The following is a 17,280-nucleotide window of genomic DNA, read 5'->3' as shown; positions in this document are numbered from 1 at the left end:
TCCATAATACGTCGCAGTCTCTCTAATTTATCTGGCGACTCCCTGTCAAGTGAGTTAATATGTTTTAAAAAGAACGACTACTCAGGAGGTGCCTTATGTCTCTTCATCCCTTGGCCGGAAAGCCGGTCCCACCTTCACTGCTGGCCAATATTCCCAAGCTCGTATCCTTGTATTATACAAACCATCCCGATGTGTCCCAGGCGGAACAGAGGGTCGCTTTCGGAACGTCCGGCCACCGCGGGACGCCTCGAAACTGGAGCTTTAACGAGGATCATATCCTGGCCGTTTGCCAGGCCATCTGTGATTACCGGAAGGAAATCGGGCTGACCGGCCCGCTTTATCTCGGCATGGATACACACGCCCTGTCAGAGCCGGCCTTCGCCACGGCCCTGGAAGTCCTGTCCGCCAACGGGGTCCTGGTGTGTATCCAGGCGGATGGTGGCTATACGCCGACTCCCGTCATTTCCCATGCCATTCTGACCTGGAACAGGGGCCGCACTTCGGATGTTGCCGACGGCATCGTCATTACGCCCTCCCATAATCCCCCTGTCGACGGGGGCATCAAATACAATCCGCCGCATGGCGGGCCTGCCGACACGACTGTCACCGCGGATATCGAAAAGCGGGCCAATGGCCTTCTGAGCGACGGCCTCAGGTCCATCCGACGAATTTCCCTGAACAAGGCCCTGAAGAGCGAAACGGTTCGTCAACATGATTACATCCAACCCTACGTCGACGACCTGAACAATGTCCTCGACATGGACGCTATCGCGGCCGCCGGCCTCAGGATCGGGTCGGATCCCATGGGCGGCTCCGGGGTGTCCTTCTGGGCTCGCATCGCCGATCGCTATCGTCTCGATATCGAGGTGGTCAATCCGCGCGTGGACCCCACCTTTTCCTTTATGACCCTGGACAAGGACGGCAAGATCCGGATGGATTGCTCCTCTCCCTATGCCATGGCCAGGCTGATCGAACTGAAGGACCGCTTCGACATCGCCTTCGGAAACGATCCGGATTTCGACCGCCACGGGATCGTCACCCGCAGCGCCGGCCTCCTGAATCCAAATGCCTTTCTTTCCGTGGCCATCTGGTACCTCTTTTCGAACCGTCCGCAATGGGACCGCAAGGTCGCCATCGGCAAAACCCTTGTGTCCAGCGGAATGATCGACCGGATCGCCGCGTCTCTCAAGCGCAGGCTGTCTGAAGTTCCCGTGGGATTCAAATGGTTCGTTCCCGGATTGCTTTCCGGCGAATTCGGCTTTGGAGGAGAGGAAAGCGCCGGTGCGACCTTCCTTCGAAAGGACGGCACGGTTTGGACAACGGATAAGGACGGATTTATCATGGATCTTCTGGCGGCGGAAATCCTCGCTCGAACGCAACGCGATCCTGGTGAAATCTATGCCGAACTGACCGGGCGTTTTGGCATCTCCCTCTACGACCGCATGGACGTCGCCGCGTCGCCCGCCCGGAAGGCTGTTCTCAAGAAGCTTTCCCCCTCCCGGGTGTCCGCTTCCCAACTGGCGGGAGAACCCATCATTGCCACCCTGACGGAGGCTCCCGGAAATGGCGCCCCCATTGACGGTCTAAAAGTGGTGACAGAAAACGGCTGGTTTGCCGCCAGACCTTCAGGTACGGAAGACATTTACAAGATCTACCTGGAAAGCTTCAAGGGCAGAGAGCACCTTGAGCAGATCAGGGAAGAGGCCCAGGTGCTGATCAATGCCACCTTCAGCGCATCGGGGGTCTGAAGCAAGGCGGAGTACCAGGACGCCGCTGCCCGCTGTTTCTCGGCAATCGCCGGCCTGTCGCTTCTGCGATTGGGAGCCCGGCCGCTTCGCGCTTCGATCCGGAGCAGGAAGATGGCCCCGCCTGTGTCAACGCCGGCGCAGCCGGGGATCGAGGGAATCGCGGATGCCCTCTCCCAGGAGATTGTAGCCCAGCACCGTGAGGAGGATGGCCAGGCCGGGATAGAGGGAAAGCCACCAGGCAATGTCGATGTTGTCCTTTCCGGCGGTTAAAATGTTTCCCCAGCTTGGAGTGGGCGGTTGCACTCCGATGCCCAGGAAGCTCAGGGCCGATTCCGTCAGAATCGCCCCGGCAACGCCAAGGGTGGCCGTCACGAGAATGGAGGCCATGGCGTTGGGAAGCATGTGGCCGAAGATGATCCGCATATCGCTTGCCCCGATGGCCCGTGCCGCCAGGATGAAGTCGCGCTCTTTCAGCGAAATGAAATCCGCCCGGACCAGGCGTGTAATCCCCATCCAGCCGGTAATTCCGATGATGATCATGATGTTCCAGATGGAGGGCTCAAGTAGGGCGATAACGGCAAGAATCAGGAAAAACGTGGGAAAACAGAGCATGATGTCCACAAACCGCATGATGACAGAGTCGACCCAGCCACCGTAGTAACCGGAAACAGCCCCCAGGATCGTTCCGATCAGAATGGCGATGCCTGTGGCCACAAAGCCGACCTTAAGGGAGATTCCCGCCCCCCAGATCATCCGGCTGCACACATCCCTGCCCAGCTGATCCGTACCGAACCAGTGCTCGGCGGAGGGCGGCGCCAGGATATTCTTCAAGTCGATCGCATTGGGGTCGTACGGTGCCAGCCATGGCGCAAGGAGCGAAACAAAAAAGAGAAACAGCACCAGAACGCTCCCTGCAAGAGCCAGGCGGTTTTTGCGAAATCGGCGCCAGAAATCCTTGCCCATTCGAATAACATTCCTTTCAGGACACGCGAATCCGGGGATCAGCCAGGGCGTAACAGACGTCGGCCAGCAGGTTGCCGATCAGCGTCAGAATGGCCCCGCTAAAGAGAATCCCCATCACCGTCGGATAATCCCGAGCCATGACGGACATGTAAAAAAGCTGGCCCATGCCCGGGATGGCGAAAATCGTCTCAAAAATTACACTGCCGCCGATCAGGCCTGGTACGGACAGGCCCAGGATCGTGATGACCGGTAGAAGGGCGTTGCGGAGGGCATGCCTGTAGATGACCGCCCGCTCGCTTAACCCTTTCGCCCGTGCCGTCATGATGTAATCCTGACGGATCACCTCCAGCATGTTGGCCCTCATATACCGGGACAAACCGGCAAGGCCGCCGAAGGCGGAAAGAAAGACCGGAAGAATCAGGTGCTTCCCGAAATCCAGGAGCGCCGCACCCGGCGGAAGGTATTCGTAGTTCAAGGAGCGGATGCCGGAAACGGGAAGCCAGCCGAGTTGTATGCCGAAAAAAATCATGAGAAGGAGGGCAAGCCAGAAGGTTGGTGTGGCAAATCCAACGAAGACGAAAATGCTGGTGATCCGGTCGAACAACGTATCCTGGTGGACTGCGGAAAGCACGCCGAGCGGGATGGCTATGACAAAAATCAGAAGCAGGGACAGGACATTAAGCGTAATGGTAATCGGCAGCCGTTCCATGATCTTTTCCGCCACGGGACGGTGATCGGCGGAAAACGAAGTCCCCAGGTCGAAGACGAGGAGCTTTTTCGCCCAGATCAGATATTGCTGATGAAGGGGCTTGTCCAGGTCGTAGAGGGCCTTCAGCCTTTCCCTTGCTTCTGCGGAGGCTCTGGGGTTCATCTGGGTTTCCAGATCGGTGGGCAGGCCGGGTGCCAGGTGCATCACGAAAAAACAGATGATCGAAATCCCGATAAGCAGAGGAATCATGAAGAGCAGGCGTTTCAAAATATATCGAAGCACGGATTTCCTCTCCCTTGGTGAAATAACCCTGATTCGCTTTTCCCGGCTGCCTGCAATGCCTATCGGCCGGATCGGTCCTCAAATGCTCGGGGCTTCGACGCCATCCGCCACGGCGGCCCTTTTCTTCTGAAATGCCGGGGATGTCAAGCCAGTCCAAAAAGACGGTTTTTCTGCAGCGTTTCTACCGTTTTTAAAAAATGCGGCTCCGAATGCGCTTCGAGCGTCAGGATGGGTTTCTGGATGCATTCCCGAAGGAAGCAGAACAGCGGCTCAAAGGGAAACGTCCCCTCCCCCACGGGAAGATGCAGATCCCTGCACCCGTCATTGTCATGAAGATGAACCTCTGCCAGATATCCTCCCAGTTCCTTCAGCCAGACTTCAAGGGGGCAGCCTGAAAAGACATTGTAATGCCCCGTATCGAAGCAGAATCCGACCGTTCGGGAATTCAGTCCTCTAAGGAGAGTAAGGAGCTGGCGCGGTGTCTCCTCGTAGACATTTTCCAGTACGATCATCGTATTCAACTCCTCGGCCAGAGCGGCAAATGACTGCCACAGCGCCAGGCTGTTCTCCAGCCACTGCCCTTCCGTTGAGAGATAATAGCGGGAGTCAAAGGAGGGATGGCAGACAACACGGAGAGGACGAAATAGTGGAACCAGATCGAAGACTTGCAAGAGGCGGTCCCGGGATACCTCACGGATCCGGGGATCAATGGCGCCGGGCCTCAAATCCATGAACGGAGCATGAAACGTGACCTTCAAACCGGCATACCCGAGGCGTTCAGCCACCTCCTGAAAGCGGTCCCTCTTTGTTGTATCCAGAACGGCACAGTTGAATCCGATCTCGGGAGAGATCTTTTCCTCGACGATCCGATCGAGAAAATCACCATGAAGCATGCCAAAAGGGATGTGCACCTGCAAGTAATCTAGAATGTCACCCATAGAGGGTCCCATTATCACAACACACCCGTTATCACAACGACATATTCGAGCCACTTTCCAATTGACAGTTCCCCCTGGCTTTGTTAATTTTGCGCATATTACGGGATTTTTCCGTTCACTAAGGGGGGCATTCTTCCATTATCACCGAAACGAAAAACAGCGAGCCGGATTCAAGCTCAAAGGTTCTGATCATCGCCAACGCCATCCTGGAACGTAAAGCCGGGAGGCTCGTGATTCTAAACGTCAAGGACATATCGGCCTTTGCGGATTATTTCATCATCTGTGACGGCGCCTCCGACCGTCAGGTGCAGGCAATTGCCGACGCGGTGCAGGAGCGGATGAAAAAGTCCGGAATTCTCCCCCTGGGAGTGGAAGGGGAACAAGCCGGCAAGTGGATTCTCCTCGATTATACCGATGTCATTGTGCATGTATTCTACCAGCCGCTGAGGGAATTTTACGACCTGGAACGCCTCTGGGCCGATGCGCCGAGAATGGATGTTCCCGGTGAAGCCACGGAATTGAATAGCTTGAGCAACGGGATCGCATCTTGAATTCGTTCTTCAGGGGCCTTGTCGATCTTTTTTATCCCCCCCGTTGTCTTTCATGTAACGATCTTCTGATTTCCGGTGAGAGCGGCGGCTTCTGCCAGGAATGCTGGAGCCGGATTTCCTTTCTCTCGCCTCCCATGTGCCAGATATGCGGTGCCCCTCTGCCTTCCGGCGAGAACAGCGCGATCACATGCCCTCGATGTACCGAATCGCCTCCCCCCTTCCAGATCTGCCGTTCCATCGGGCGATACGAATCCGTCCTTCTGGAAGCCGTTCATGCCTTGAAATACCGGGGGGAAATCCCTGCCGGAATCGCCCTCGGGAAGATCCTTTCCTCCTGTGTCGGAGAGCATTTTCCAGTCCATGATTACGACCGGGTCATTCCGGTGCCGCTCCATGTGAAGCGCCTCAGAAAGAGGGGTTTCAACCAGTCTCTTATCCTGGCCAGGGCGATCGCCCGGGATTTTACTCTGACCCTTGATTTCCAGTCCCTGCGCAGACGCCGCCATACCGACCCTCAGATCGGCCTGGGAAGAAAACAACGGGAGGAAAATGTCCGGGAGGCTTTTGTGTGCGTCCGCGGCAAGGAGATAGAGAACTCGAAGATTCTTCTGATCGACGACGTCTACACAACGGGGAGCACCGTTACAGAATGCGCCCGTGTTCTTATCGAAGGCGGAGCACAGTCGGTGGCAGTGGCGACCGTTGCCAGGGCATGAGGTCTCCCGGGGCTGCCGAACCGGGTTCAAGGAATTTTGCCGGTGATCGACCCCCTTCCGATTCCCGCTGGAGAATTAATCCGCAGGGATCCTTCCCTTGGACGGAAGTGGGATGTGAGATGAACACGATTCTTTATGAGGAGAGCTTTTTGAAGTGGACAAGATACTCGACTGGAAAAACCTGAAAGACAACGTTGATGAACTGCGCCGTCAGGGGAAGAAAATCGCCTTTACCAACGGCTGCTTTGATATCCTTCATGTCGGGCATACCCGATATCTCCGGCAGGCACGCGAAAAGGGCGATGTCCTCATTCTGGCCTTGAACAGCGATGCCTCCGTCCGTCGGATCAAGGGGGAAAAAAGGCCGCTGATTCCACAGGATGAGCGGGCGGAGCTTCTTTCCTGCCTTGAATTTGTGGATTATGTCACTCTTTTCGACGAATCAACCCCCCTGAACCTCATCCTCTATCTGAAACCGGATGTGCTGATCAAGGGCGGAGACTGGCCGGAAGATCAGGTCGTGGGCCGCAGGGAGGTCCTGAGCTGGGGTGGAACCGTGTCGATCATCCCGGAAATTCCGGGCGCTTCCACCACGAACATTGTGGATAAGATTTTAGCGGTTTACCGAGATAAGCTATAATTTCGCTTTACAAATTTCCGTGATTTGTGTACAAACTGCGTTTCCGGTAATTTGACGTCTCCATCATCACCATACTGATATGAGTTTAAGGTAAGTGAAATGAGTTTATCATCTGAAAAACTTCAGTTTTTTCGAATGCTGCTGACCCAGAAGATTAATGAACTGCTTGAGGATGCCGAAAAGACCGTCGCGGATATGACGGACAGCAAGGAAAATTATCCGGATCCGACAGACAGGGCCTCTCTGGAATCCGACAGAAATTTTGAGCTCAGGATGCGCGATCGCGAGAGACGGCTCATTGCCAAAATGCAAGAGGCCATAAAGCGCATTGATGAAGGCGAATTCGGTGTCTGCGAGGTCTGCGGCGGACCGATCTCCGAAAAACGCCTCATAGCCAGACCGGTAACGACTCTTTGCATCGACTGTAAGACCCGGCAGGAAAAGCTCGAAAAGCTGAAGGGAGAATAGTCCGGCAGGTGTCATCATCCCTTTTGTCAACCCTATCTTTCAGGCTGCCTTTGTGCCGAATTTAACTCCCTTTTTATAACTAGTTCCCATCACATCCAATTTCCGATTCGATGGTGACATCGTAACACAAAGGCGCCGCCCTGAAAAACAGGCGATGACAAATCCCGTCGATGAACCGGCCAGGACCCCCATCAAGAGCGTTTTGAACCCGGCAGCATGTTTCAACGCCGGAATCCTCGTACATTCCCCCTGCTCATGTATGTAAAAATTGCGATCAACATCCCGGCGGACTCTCCGTTCACCTATTCCGTGCCGGATCCTCTCCGTGGATGTGCAGACGTGGGGAAGCGGGCGCTGGTTCCCTTCGGCTCGCGCAGGCTTACCGGATATATCGTGGGAGTTCTAGACGGGCCGGATGTCGACAATGTCCGCGACATCCTGGAAATTCTGGATACGGATCCCCTGTTCTCTTCCGACGATCTGGCCTTTTATTCCTGGGCTGCCTCCTATTATCATTACCCCCTGGGTAAAGCCCTTCACGAGATTCTTCCCGGGGGCATCAATCTGACGTCTGACAGGAGATACGTGGCGCTGGATGTTTCGGCCACTCCGCTAAATTCTCTTCCGGAAAGGCAGAAGAATATTTTGGAGCGGCTGAAGGCGTCGCCGAAAGGAATGTCCTTAAGCCGCCTGCAATCCCTCCTGGCCAATGGGCCGATCCGGAAAGATCTGTCCGCACTGGTTTCAGCAAATCTGGTGACGACCCTGGAATGCCTGAAATCGCCCGATGTTCGTAAAAAAACGGAACAGCTTGTTTCCCTCGCTGTCGGCAGACCCTCCAATGCGCGCCTCTCAGAACGTCAAAAGGAGATCGTCGCCTACCTTGAGCGTAAGGGGGCCGCCGGCGTCGATGAACTGCGGGCCTGCTTCGGTTCCCATTCCCCTGTCGTTCGCCAGCTTCTCAAAAAGGGCGTCGTTGCCCTTTCCCACCGGGAAGTTTACCGTTCATCGACGGAGCCCCGGGAGATGAGACCCGATCGGCAGATTCAGCTCAATGACGACCAGGTGGCCGCCGTCAACGCGTTAAAAGCCGGGCTGACCAGGAAGAAATTCCTCTCCTGTCTTCTTCATGGGGTAACGGGAAGCGGAAAGACGGAGGTCTATTTCTCGGCGATGGATCATGTGTTGGCCACCGGTGGTGGAGCGCTCTATCTCGTACCGGAAATAGGCCTTACTCCTCAACTGCTGCATCGTGTCCAGCAGCGCTTTCAAGGGGAGGAAATTGCCGTTCTTCACAGCGATATCGGAAGAGGAGTCCGCTACGACAACTGGCGCCGGATCCAGAAGGGGGAAATCCGGCTGGTCATCGGCGCCCGTTCGGCCGTCTTTGCTCCCGTACCCGATTTGAGGCTGATCATCGTTGATGAGGAGCATGACTCTTCCTATAAGCAGGATGTCAGGATGCGTTATTCCGCTCGGGATCTTGCCGTGGTTCGCGCCAAGATGAGTTCCGCCGTCGTTGTCCTGGGTTCGGCGACTCCGGACATCCGCAGCGTTTATTCGGTCCGCCGGGGAAAGTACACCTCCCTTTCCCTGCCCCGCCGGGTCGAAAACCGTCCGCTTCCAGAGGTGGAGGTTGTGGATATGAAGGTTCAGCGGGATGGAAATGGACAATTTCAAGTCCTTTCCGACGCCCTTCAATCGGCCCTGCATCGAACGTTTTCTGAAAGAAGACAGGCGATCCTGTTCCTGAACCGGAGAGGGTTTCACACCTTTCTGTTCTGTCCGGAATGCGGCAATGCCCTATCCTGCCCAAACTGCTCCGTATCCCTTACGCTTCACGCCAAGGCAAACCAGCTACGCTGCCACTACTGCGATTATTCCGTATCAACGCCTTCTTTTTGCCCGACGTGCCACGGACGGGACATCCAGTTTTTCGGAGCCGGGACCGAACGCCTTGAAGACGAGATCAAAATGACCTTTCCCCAGATACGGACCTCCAGGATGGACCGTGACACAACAACCGCCAGAGGAGCCCATGCCCGGATTCTCAGAGACTTTGACCGGCATGAAATTGACCTGCTTATTGGAACGCAGATGATTACCAAAGGCCACGATTTTTCCAATGTGACGCTGGTGGGCGTCATTTCAGCCGATACGTCCCTGAATCTCCCTGACTTCCGGGCTGCGGAACGAACCTTTCAGCTCCTTGCCCAGGTTTCAGGAAGAGGTGGCCGGGGGCCGGAAAAAGCTCAGGTCATCATCCAGACATTCAATCCCGACCACTACGCGATTCTGAGAGCGAAGGATCATGATTATTCCGGTTTTATCGAAGAGGAGCTCCGGATACGAAAATCCCTGAACTACCCACCCTTCTCCCGCATGATCAACCTTCAGCTCTCCAGCCTGAACCAGGACCGGGGGCGTCAGGAGGTGGACGAACTTGGCCGCAGGGCCAGGACCTGGAGCCGGAATCCCTCCGGGGGCGCCCCCGTTGTTGAAGTGATCGGTCCCGCGGAAGCGCCCATTGCGCGGATCAAAAACCGTCACCGCTGGCAGATTCTCCTCAAGAGCGACAACATCCATGCCCTTCATTCCCTGGCCCGCCACCTGATCCTTTCCGGTCAGACGAAGACGCTGGATATCAAGTTGGATGTAGACCCCATGAGCTTCATGTAATTTGAATTGACACACCGCATCCTTTTGTTTAAATTAATAGGTGTTAAGTCATGTTCTCTTGTCAGTGCGTTCCAGAATGCTGCATCTCACGTTACAGCCGGAAAGGAATCGATAGATGTCTAAAATTGGCGTTTTGCTTTCAGGGTGTGGTGTCTACGATGGGTCTGAGATCCATGAAGCGGTTCTTACCATGCTGTTCCTGGACCGGGAAGGGGCGGAAATCGTATGCATGGCACCTGATGTGGATCAGTTCGATGTCATAAATCATTCAACAGGTCTGCCGATGGACGGGAAACGAAACGTTTTGGTCGAATCGGCGAGAATTGCCCGCGGCACCATACAAAATATCCGGAATATCAAAGTGGATGACCTGGATGGCCTTATTCTTCCCGGTGGGTACGGTGCGGCAAAAAATCTAAGCAATTACGCCGTGAAGGGGACCGAGGCCGAAGTTCATCCTGATGTGAAAAGGATCCTGAACGAAATGGCCCAGGCCGGCAAACCGATAGGCGCCATCTGCATTGCGCCTGTGACGCTGACCAGGGCGCTCAACGGAAGAAACCCGGAGGTCACCATCGGTAATGATTCCGATACGGTATCTGCCATCGAAGCCATGGGGGGAAAGCACTCCGCCGCCGCAGTCGATGAGATCTTCGTTGATCTACGCAACAAACTGGTTACAACACCGGCCTACATGCTTGGGCCAGGCATCAAGGATGTCGCAAAGGGCATTGAAAAGCTGGTGATGAAGATTTTGGAACTCGCAGCCTCTTGAATCGCCTTCTTCCCGAAGAGAAACAATGCAGCGAGCCTGCAAGACGTGTCATGAAGCCCTCCACCTCGAAATGGCCCTTGTTTCCAGGATTAACAACACAATGAAAGGAGAAATGATATGACCATATCGCTACCGGATCTTCCCTATTCCAAGGAAGCACTGGCACCAAACCTCAGTGCCGGCACCCTTGATTTTCACCACGGTAAGCATCATAAGGCCTACGTAGACAATGCCAACAAGCTTCTTGCAGACACGGACCTCGTCAACGAAAGCCTTGAAACGATCATCGTGAAAACGGCCGGCGATGCCGCCAAAACAGGTATTTTCAACAACGTGGCGCAAGTCTGGAATCACAGCTTCTACTGGCAGTGCATGATGCCCAATGGTGGAGGACCCGCGACAGGTGCCATTGCCTCAAAAATCCAGTCAACCTGGGGAAGCTTTGAAAAATTTGCAGAGGAATTCAAAAATGCCGGTCTGACCCAGTTCGGAAGCGGCTGGGCCTGGCTTGTCCTGGAAAAGGATCAGCTTAAAATCGTGAAAACCGCTAACGCAGACAATCCTCTCGTCCATGGACAGAAGCCCCTCTTGACTGTTGACGTTTGGGAGCATGCCTACTACCTGGATTATCAGAACCGGCGGGCCGATTATCTGAACACCTTCGTAGACAAGCTGATCAACTGGAATTTCGTCAACTCACTTCTCGGGTAATTCTTAAAGCGAGCCTCTACGCCGGAAAGGTCATCCGTCCGGCGGAGAGGCTTTTTTTAGCGAAACAGCCTTTGAGCAGGAATTTCCCAGCCGCTTAAAAAACATGAAAGCATCACCCACTTCAGCGCCACACTACATCGGACACCGGGAGCGCCTGAAAAAGAAATTCTTTGAATGCGGACTTCAGGCCTTTCACGATTACGAAGCCGTGGAGCTTCTTCTCTCCTATGCAATTCCGAGAAAAGACCTCAAGATTCCAGCCAAAGATCTCCTTGAACGCCTTGGCTCGCTCCGGGGCATTATGGATGCCGACGTGAGTGAGCTTACACAGACCAGTGGCATCAGCCACCATGCTGCCGGCCTGATCAAGCTGGTCAAGGAAATTGGAACTCTTTACCTTCAGGAAAGGGTTAAGGAAAAGCCCCAGATCACCTGTACGGGCGAATTGCTCGATTTCTGCAAAACCGCGCTGGGAGGACTGAAAGATGAAAACTTCTGTGTTCTGTATCTCGACACGCAAAACCGGGCCATTGCTTTCGAAACTCTGCAGAAAGGCATTGTGAACCAGGCCGTCGTCTACCCCCGTCAAGTCCTGGAAAGGGCGCTTTTTCACAAGTCATCGGCCATTATCCTTGTTCATAACCATCCGTCCGGATATGTCAAACCATCGGATGCGGATATCCGCCTGACGAAAACGATTTCCGATACGGCAAAGCTGCTGGATATCCTGGTGCACGACCACCTGATTATCGGCGAGAACCGTTTTTTCAGTTTCCGTGAAGAGGGGATCATGCCGTCTTAATGTTCGTCTGAAATCAGTCTCCCCGAAATATCCGATCGCTTTGCACACGCCGCACTCCATAACGGGGTGTCGTAAAGAGACTGTACGGTCAACGGACGATTGACCTTCCTTTCTGAAAAAAAAACAGGAGGCTTTTTCAGTCTCCTGTTCCATATCAATGAGGCACTCTGGAAATCTTCGGAATCTCGCTGTACGATCAACCCCTGTCGGGGTCCTTGTCCCCTCCTTTGCCGTCAACCCGCTCTTTCAGCTCTTTGCCTACCTTGAAAAACGGCAATCTTTTCGGAGACACTTTAATGTTTTTCCCTGTTTTTGGGTTTCTGCCCGTATAGGCATTGTAGTTTCGCACAACAAAACTGCCAAACCCCCTGATTTCTATTCTCCCCCCATTTTGCAATTCCTCGGTAAAACCCTTAAAAAGCAGATTAATCACCTCAATGGCTTTTTTTTCAGTTAAACCTTCCCTTTTACTTAAAGCCTCTATGAGTTCGGACTTGTTCATAATACCTCCCTTATGTGATCCCTGCCTGAAATCTTATATTGACGCGTATTTCATGTATAAGAAGGATGATTATAAATAAACGTCTAATATGTCTCTTGAATTGGCGGACTATTAATTATTTTAAGATGAAAGTCAAGACAATTTTCCCCAAAGAAGCCACATTTTGAGTTGAGGCCTTGGGGAACATTGCGAAACGTAAGGGGTTGCTGTTTCTGTCGTCTAAAAATCTTGATTTATTGTTAATTCTAGTATAATGACTCAACTTTGTTTGATGGTGAAACGATGGTTTTATTTAGAGGTTGATTTCGTTCGCATTTTTTTCCAAAAGACATATCGGCATTGCCGGGTTGTCAACAGAAAGCGGTTATCTGAATAACGGTTAAAATCTTCATCTTCCGCTGATGCCGTCCAAAGACAGAATTTCTGCAAATTAAGGAACAGGCCCTGTTGACACGTCAGATTCTGATGATTACTATTCTTCTAAAAACAAAAGGAGATGATCTCGTTGATTAACAAATATAAGTGCAAAAAGAAAGGAAGGGTGATCCAAGCCATTTGTGAAGACACGTCTTGCGAATGGTATCTAAAAAACGAGTCCTTTCTGAATTGCACTTGGGTAGCCTGCAATTATGGACCGTTCACCCTGGAGGAAGTCGGGGATATGATGGGAGTCACTCGGGAAAGAATCAGGCAGATTGAAGCAAAGGCATTAAAAAAATTGCAGCATAAAAAGAGAAGGGATCAATTAAAGGATTTCGCCCTTCCAAGCAATGAATGGGATGTCATCTAGATACTCGATGGAAAGGGGGGAATTTACATTCCCCCCTTTTTTTTCAAACATTGATTTAAAATTGTCTCTATGATCCGGGCTCTTTTTGAAGTTGAGAATCATAGCTGTGGCGATGGTATTCCAGCTTCAGTTCCCCCGGATTCAATCGGGCTGGCTGCACAACGGGCAGCGCCTCTCAGGCCTTATCCCGGTGTCTTACAATGAGAAGATCACCGCACCTCGTTTCCGGGTGCCATCATCCTCACGTCATAATCATCCATAAGATAATGGATCCCGTAAGAAAAGCGTTGTTTTGTCGAAAGCACGGCGGACAGGGAGGACGATGTCTGCTGCAACACATAGTCCAGCATGGATTCATACTTTTTGCGCGGGTAGACAACAACGGGTTCCCCCTCAATTCCAACCAGTTTCGCAAGCATGGTCACAGCGTACTGCTTGTCACCGAGATAGTCCACCAGCCCAAGCTTCTGAGCCTGTCTGCCTGTAAATATCCGGCCGTCTGCGATATCCTTGAGGGTCTCTGAAGTAATGTTGCGGTGGCGGACGACGACATCGAGGAACTGGCTGTAAATGTCATCCACCAGTCCCTGAAGAAGGACCTTTTCTTCTTCGGTCATTTCCCGTATCGGCGATCCGATGTCTTTATACTTCCCGCTTTTGATAACGGAAGCCTTGACGCCTACCTTTTTCATCAGTTCTTCCGTATTCGTGAAATACATGACCGCCGAGATGCTTCCCGTCAATGTGCCTGAATTGGCTATGATCTTCTCTCCCGCACAGGCTACCAGGTATCCACCGGATGCGGCCACGGAACTCATGGAAGCGAGAACTCTTTTTCTCTTTCTGAGCTCCATGACTGCGTCGTAGATTTCCTGGGAGGGGGCAACGCCACCTCCCGGGGAATTGATCCGGAGAATCACCCCTTTGACGGTATCATCTTTAGCGAATTCGTTAAGATGATCAACCACCTCACCTGAATCCTTGATGATTCCCTCTATGTCGACAATGCCAATCTTATTGGCGCCGGAAAAGGCGGTCCGTTTACCGGTGATGGACGCAATTCCCTGGACCAGGAAATAAAAGGCAAACAGGAGAAGGAACAAGAGAAGGATTCCCCAAATCACCGGATGTCGTTTCATGAATCTGGACTCAAATTACTTGGTTGGGTCGATCAGTTTTACGTCAGCATCCACCAGGGCCTTGCCGAGATTTGACCCGATGTTCTCCCGATTGTTGAGGTACTGGCTTACAGAGTGACTCCCTTCAGGACTTGCCTCCGTATCCTTGATGCTCAACCTTATTTTTCTCCCTTTTACATCCACGCTTTTTACAACAGCAGAAATCGACTCTCCCACGGAAAAGATTTCTGATGCGGATTTGACCCGTTTGTGACTCAACTCCGATATATGTACCAGCCCCTCAATGCCTTCCTCAACCTCAACAAATACGCCAAATTCCGTTAAATTGGTGATCTTTCCGGATACAATGGACCCCGCCGAATACTTATCGCAGAATTCTTCCCAGGGGTTCTTTTCAATCTGCTTAATGCCCAGGGAAAACTTCTCATTTTCCACGTCAATATTCAGGACGACGGCTTCTATCTCCTGACCCTTCTTATAGATTTCAGAGGGATGTTTGACCCGCTGCTTCCAGGAGATGTCGGATACATGCACGAGGCCATCAATTCCATCCTCCACACCGACGAATATGCCGAAGTTTGTGACATTTCGAATGACCCCCTTGACGATCGTCCCTTCAGGATATTTCTGTTTCAGCGTTTCCCACGGATTGTCCGTCGTCTGTTTCAGTCCCAGGGAGATTCGCTTGTTGTCTTTGTTAACATCGAGAATCATGGCTTTCAAAGTCTGTCCCTGCGTCAATACCTTCGAGGGGTGCTTGATTTCCCGGGTCCAGAACATTTCTGACACATGGATCAATCCCTCTACTCCGGGATCCAGTTCCACAAAGGCGCCATAATCCGTAAGGTTGACCACCTTGCCCTCAACAATTCCCCCTATGGGATACTTATCCGAGATATTTTCCCACGGATTTTCAGTCAATTGCTTCAGACCGAGCGACACCCGCTCTTTTTCACGGTCGAAGGAAAGAACCTTGACGGTAATCGTGTCCCCTTTCGAGAAGCTTTCGGAAGGCTTGGTGATTCTGCCCCAGGAAATATCCGTTACATGAAGAAGTCCGTCAATTCCCCCCAGATCAATGAATAAACCATAATCCGTAATGTTCTTGATGACGCCCTCAACGATGGCCCCTTCATGAATGTTTGCCAGGGTCTCCTTCTTTTCTTCCTCTCTCTCCTGTTCCAGGATCGATCGCCGTGACAGGACGACATTGTTCCTTTTGCGGTCGTATTTAAGGACATCGAACATGAACGTCTGGCCTACAAATTTGTCGAGATCCCTCACCGGACGAATATCTACCTGGGAGCCGGGAAGAAATGCGGTAATGCCGATATCCACGGACAATCCGCCCTTTACCCTCTCGACGACCGTTCCCTTGACTGGAAGATGATTTTCACAGGCACTCTTTACGTCGTCCCATACCTTCATTTTCGCGGCTTTATCTCTGGAGAGAACGAGATTCCCTTCCTGATCCCTTCTCTCGACCATCACTTCGATTTCATCTCCAACGTCCACCGTGATGTTGCCTTCTTCATCCTTGAGTTCCCTCGCCAGGATATATCCTTCCGTTTTCCAGCCGACATCTACCATGACCACATCAGAGTTGATCTGAACAATTTTACCTGTTACAAGTTCCCCCAGGTGAACACTTTGAAGGCTTTGCTCATATAATTCCTTGAAGCCCATCATGTCTTCATTGCTTTGATTCTGCTGATTTCCTGCGGCGTCTCCTTTTTCTTCCATCTGATCTGAAATTAAGTTGTCATCGTTAACCATTTAACTATCCCCCTTGTGTTTTATAAAAACCATTAAATAATTTTAAAAAAGTAACACACAAACCTAAAAACATCAAGATTTATTCGCCTAGTCTGAGTGTGTTTGCTTTCTGCGGACAGATGCGATCATCGGGCGAATCGCCTCGCTACGTGAAGGCTTCCTTGAACAAAATGGGCAGGAGCCTCCCGTCTCATCGGGAAGGCGGATCCTTTAGAGCCATCCTCATCGCTGTCACGACCTCATCAACCGTCAAATCCGTGGAATCGAAAACCCTTGCATCTGCCGGCACTCTGAGGGGCGCGACGGCACGCTCCGAGTCCTGCCTGTCCCTGAGGATCATTCCCTTTTTGACGGTTTCCGGATCCGGTATAAGCCCCGCCCCCCGAAGTTCTTTGCAGCGTCTTCTAACCCGCTCAGAAAGACTCGCCGTGAGAAAAAACTTGAAGTCGGCATGGGAAAAAACCACCGAGCCCATGTCCCTGCCCTCGGCAATGATGCTCCCCAAGCTTCCGAAATTGCGCTGAATGGGCAGCAGCACCTCCCTGATGATCGGCAGCGCGGAAATCCTCGATGCCAACAGGCCAATTTCTTCCGTGCGCAGAAGATCGGTTATGTCGATGTCATCCAGAATGACTCTGGGTGTACTGCCCTCCCTCTCGAGCTTCAGGTTCAAGGATTCGGCAAGGCGGCTCAAATACGAAGCATCTTCAACGGCCGATTTATCTTTCTTTATTTTGTACGCAATGGCGCGGTAAAGGGCGCCCGTGTCGAGGTAAGGATAGGAAAGGATTTTCGCCAGGGCTCTGCTGACGGTGCTTTTTCCGGCCCCGGATGGTCCATCGATCGTTATGATCATTTCGTGTACCGATAGTTGCTTTTTTCGTGAGGTCAATTTCTATAGCATATGTTTGTTATTAATGATATACAGGGATAAATATCAGAAGGGGTTGTTTTTTAAGGAAAAGAGGAGAACAACCCATCGGAACGTCCCAAGCTGCATGATGAAGGAACATGAAAAGAGGCTGTGCAGGCGCTGATGATGTTCCGAAGGAATCACGAAGGAAGAACTGTTTAAAATTATAAGGAACCGA

16 protein-coding genes and 1 pseudogene are annotated in these 17,280 nt (G+C 52.3%); 10 read left to right on the top strand and 7 right to left on the bottom strand.

Going from position 1 to position 17,280, the window contains the following annotated elements; genetic code table 11:
- The first annotated feature begins 95 nt into the window (after positions 1 to 95).
- Complete coding sequence (gene pgm, locus ACJ77P_RS07295; protein ID WP_408997879.1) at positions 96 to 1,748, top strand: phosphoglucomutase (alpha-D-glucose-1,6-bisphosphate-dependent); 1,653 nt, start codon at positions 96 to 98, stop codon at positions 1,746 to 1,748.
- Between the two features lie 126 nt (positions 1,749 to 1,874).
- On the opposite strand, the gene opp4C is transcribed toward pgm, so the two are convergent.
- The 3 genes from opp4C to ACJ77P_RS07280 form a co-directional block, all read right to left on the bottom strand.
- Positions 1,875 to 2,711 (bottom strand): oligopeptide ABC transporter permease, encoded by an 837-nt coding sequence (gene opp4C, locus ACJ77P_RS07290; protein ID WP_367359246.1) that lies wholly within the window; start codon positions 2,709 to 2,711, stop codon positions 1,875 to 1,877.
- Positions 2,712 to 2,727: 16 nt separating this feature from the next.
- Positions 2,728 to 3,702 carry an ABC transporter permease gene (locus ACJ77P_RS07285; RefSeq protein WP_367359247.1) on the bottom strand — a complete coding sequence of 325 codons (975 nt, stop codon included), beginning with the start codon at positions 3,700 to 3,702 and terminating at the stop codon, positions 2,728 to 2,730.
- A gap of 143 nt (positions 3,703 to 3,845) precedes the next feature.
- Positions 3,846 to 4,640: a sugar phosphate isomerase/epimerase gene (locus ACJ77P_RS07280; protein WP_367359248.1), complete on the bottom strand. Its 795-nt coding sequence runs from the start codon at positions 4,638 to 4,640 to the stop codon at positions 3,846 to 3,848.
- A 137-nt stretch (positions 4,641 to 4,777) separates the two neighbouring features.
- Between ACJ77P_RS07280 and rsfS the strand changes: the two genes are divergently transcribed.
- The 8 genes from rsfS (at position 4,778) to radC (ending at position 11,982) form a co-directional block, all read left to right on the top strand.
- A complete protein-coding gene (rsfS, locus tag ACJ77P_RS07275) occupies positions 4,778 to 5,191 on the top strand; it encodes a ribosome silencing factor (RefSeq protein ID WP_408999407.1) in 414 nt (137 codons plus the stop codon).
- Positions 5,188 to 5,907, top strand: coding sequence for a ComF family protein (locus tag ACJ77P_RS07270; protein ID WP_367359249.1), 720 nt, complete (start codon positions 5,188 to 5,190; stop codon positions 5,905 to 5,907). Before rsfS ends, ACJ77P_RS07270 begins: the two co-directional genes overlap by 4 nt.
- A 154-nt stretch (positions 5,908 to 6,061) precedes the next feature.
- Positions 6,062 to 6,547: a D-glycero-beta-D-manno-heptose 1-phosphate adenylyltransferase gene (gene rfaE2, locus ACJ77P_RS07265; RefSeq protein ID WP_408999382.1), complete on the top strand. Its 486-nt coding sequence runs from the start codon at positions 6,062 to 6,064 to the stop codon at positions 6,545 to 6,547.
- A gap of 99 nt (positions 6,548 to 6,646) precedes the next feature.
- Positions 6,647 to 7,015 (top strand): RNA polymerase-binding protein DksA, encoded by a 369-nt coding sequence (gene dksA, locus ACJ77P_RS07260; protein WP_367359250.1) that lies wholly within the window; start codon positions 6,647 to 6,649, stop codon positions 7,013 to 7,015.
- 216 nt (positions 7,016 to 7,231) lie between these two features.
- Positions 7,232 to 9,694, top strand: a complete 2,463-nt coding sequence (priA, locus tag ACJ77P_RS07255) for a primosomal protein N' (RefSeq protein ID WP_408999381.1) — start codon at positions 7,232 to 7,234, stop codon at positions 9,692 to 9,694.
- Between the two features lie 115 nt (positions 9,695 to 9,809).
- Positions 9,810 to 10,469 (top strand): isoprenoid biosynthesis glyoxalase ElbB, encoded by a 660-nt coding sequence (gene elbB, locus ACJ77P_RS07250; protein ID WP_367359252.1) that lies wholly within the window; start codon positions 9,810 to 9,812, stop codon positions 10,467 to 10,469.
- 117 nt (positions 10,470 to 10,586) lie between these two features.
- Positions 10,587 to 11,180 (top strand): superoxide dismutase, encoded by a 594-nt coding sequence (locus ACJ77P_RS07245; RefSeq protein WP_367359253.1) that lies wholly within the window; start codon positions 10,587 to 10,589, stop codon positions 11,178 to 11,180.
- Positions 11,181 to 11,283: 103 nt separating this feature from the next.
- The gene (radC, locus tag ACJ77P_RS07240) at positions 11,284 to 11,982 is read left to right on the top strand and encodes a RadC family protein (RefSeq protein ID WP_367359254.1); all 699 of its coding nucleotides are present in this window, start codon (positions 11,284 to 11,286) and stop codon (positions 11,980 to 11,982) included.
- Between the two features lie 196 nt (positions 11,983 to 12,178).
- On the opposite strand, the gene ACJ77P_RS07235 is transcribed toward radC, so the two are convergent.
- Positions 12,179 to 12,484, bottom strand: a complete 306-nt coding sequence (locus ACJ77P_RS07235) for an HU family DNA-binding protein (protein WP_367359255.1) — start codon at positions 12,482 to 12,484, stop codon at positions 12,179 to 12,181.
- A gap of 640 nt (positions 12,485 to 13,124) precedes the next feature.
- Here ACJ77P_RS07235 and ACJ77P_RS07230 point away from each other — a divergent pair.
- A pseudogene (locus ACJ77P_RS07230) lies at positions 13,125 to 13,274 on the top strand (sigma factor-like helix-turn-helix DNA-binding protein); the annotation flags it as partial.
- 209 nt (positions 13,275 to 13,483) lie between these two features.
- On the opposite strand, the gene sppA reads toward ACJ77P_RS07230, so the two are convergent.
- The 3 genes from sppA to cmk all read right to left on the bottom strand — a co-directional run bounded on the left by sppA (position 13,484) and on the right by cmk (position 17,045).
- On the bottom strand, positions 13,484 to 14,413 hold the full coding sequence (gene sppA / locus ACJ77P_RS07225) for a signal peptide peptidase SppA (RefSeq protein ID WP_408999380.1): 930 nt from the start codon (positions 14,411 to 14,413) through the stop codon (positions 13,484 to 13,486).
- Positions 14,414 to 14,428: 15 nt separating this feature from the next.
- The gene (locus ACJ77P_RS07220) at positions 14,429 to 16,189 is read right to left on the bottom strand and encodes a 30S ribosomal protein S1 (protein ID WP_408999379.1); all 1,761 of its coding nucleotides are present in this window, start codon (positions 16,187 to 16,189) and stop codon (positions 14,429 to 14,431) included.
- Positions 16,190 to 16,379: 190 nt separating this feature from the next.
- Positions 16,380 to 17,045: a (d)CMP kinase gene (gene cmk, locus ACJ77P_RS07215; RefSeq protein WP_367359258.1), complete on the bottom strand. Its 666-nt coding sequence runs from the start codon at positions 17,043 to 17,045 to the stop codon at positions 16,380 to 16,382.
- Positions 17,046 to 17,280 lie beyond the last annotated feature (235 nt).

The organism is Syntrophus buswellii, assembly GCF_046097065.1.
Taxonomy (GTDB): domain Bacteria; phylum Desulfobacterota; class Syntrophia; order Syntrophales; family Syntrophaceae; genus Syntrophus; species Syntrophus buswellii.
The sequence above is the reverse complement of the archived record's forward strand: the minus strand, read 5'-3'. Positions and strand labels throughout refer to the sequence as shown.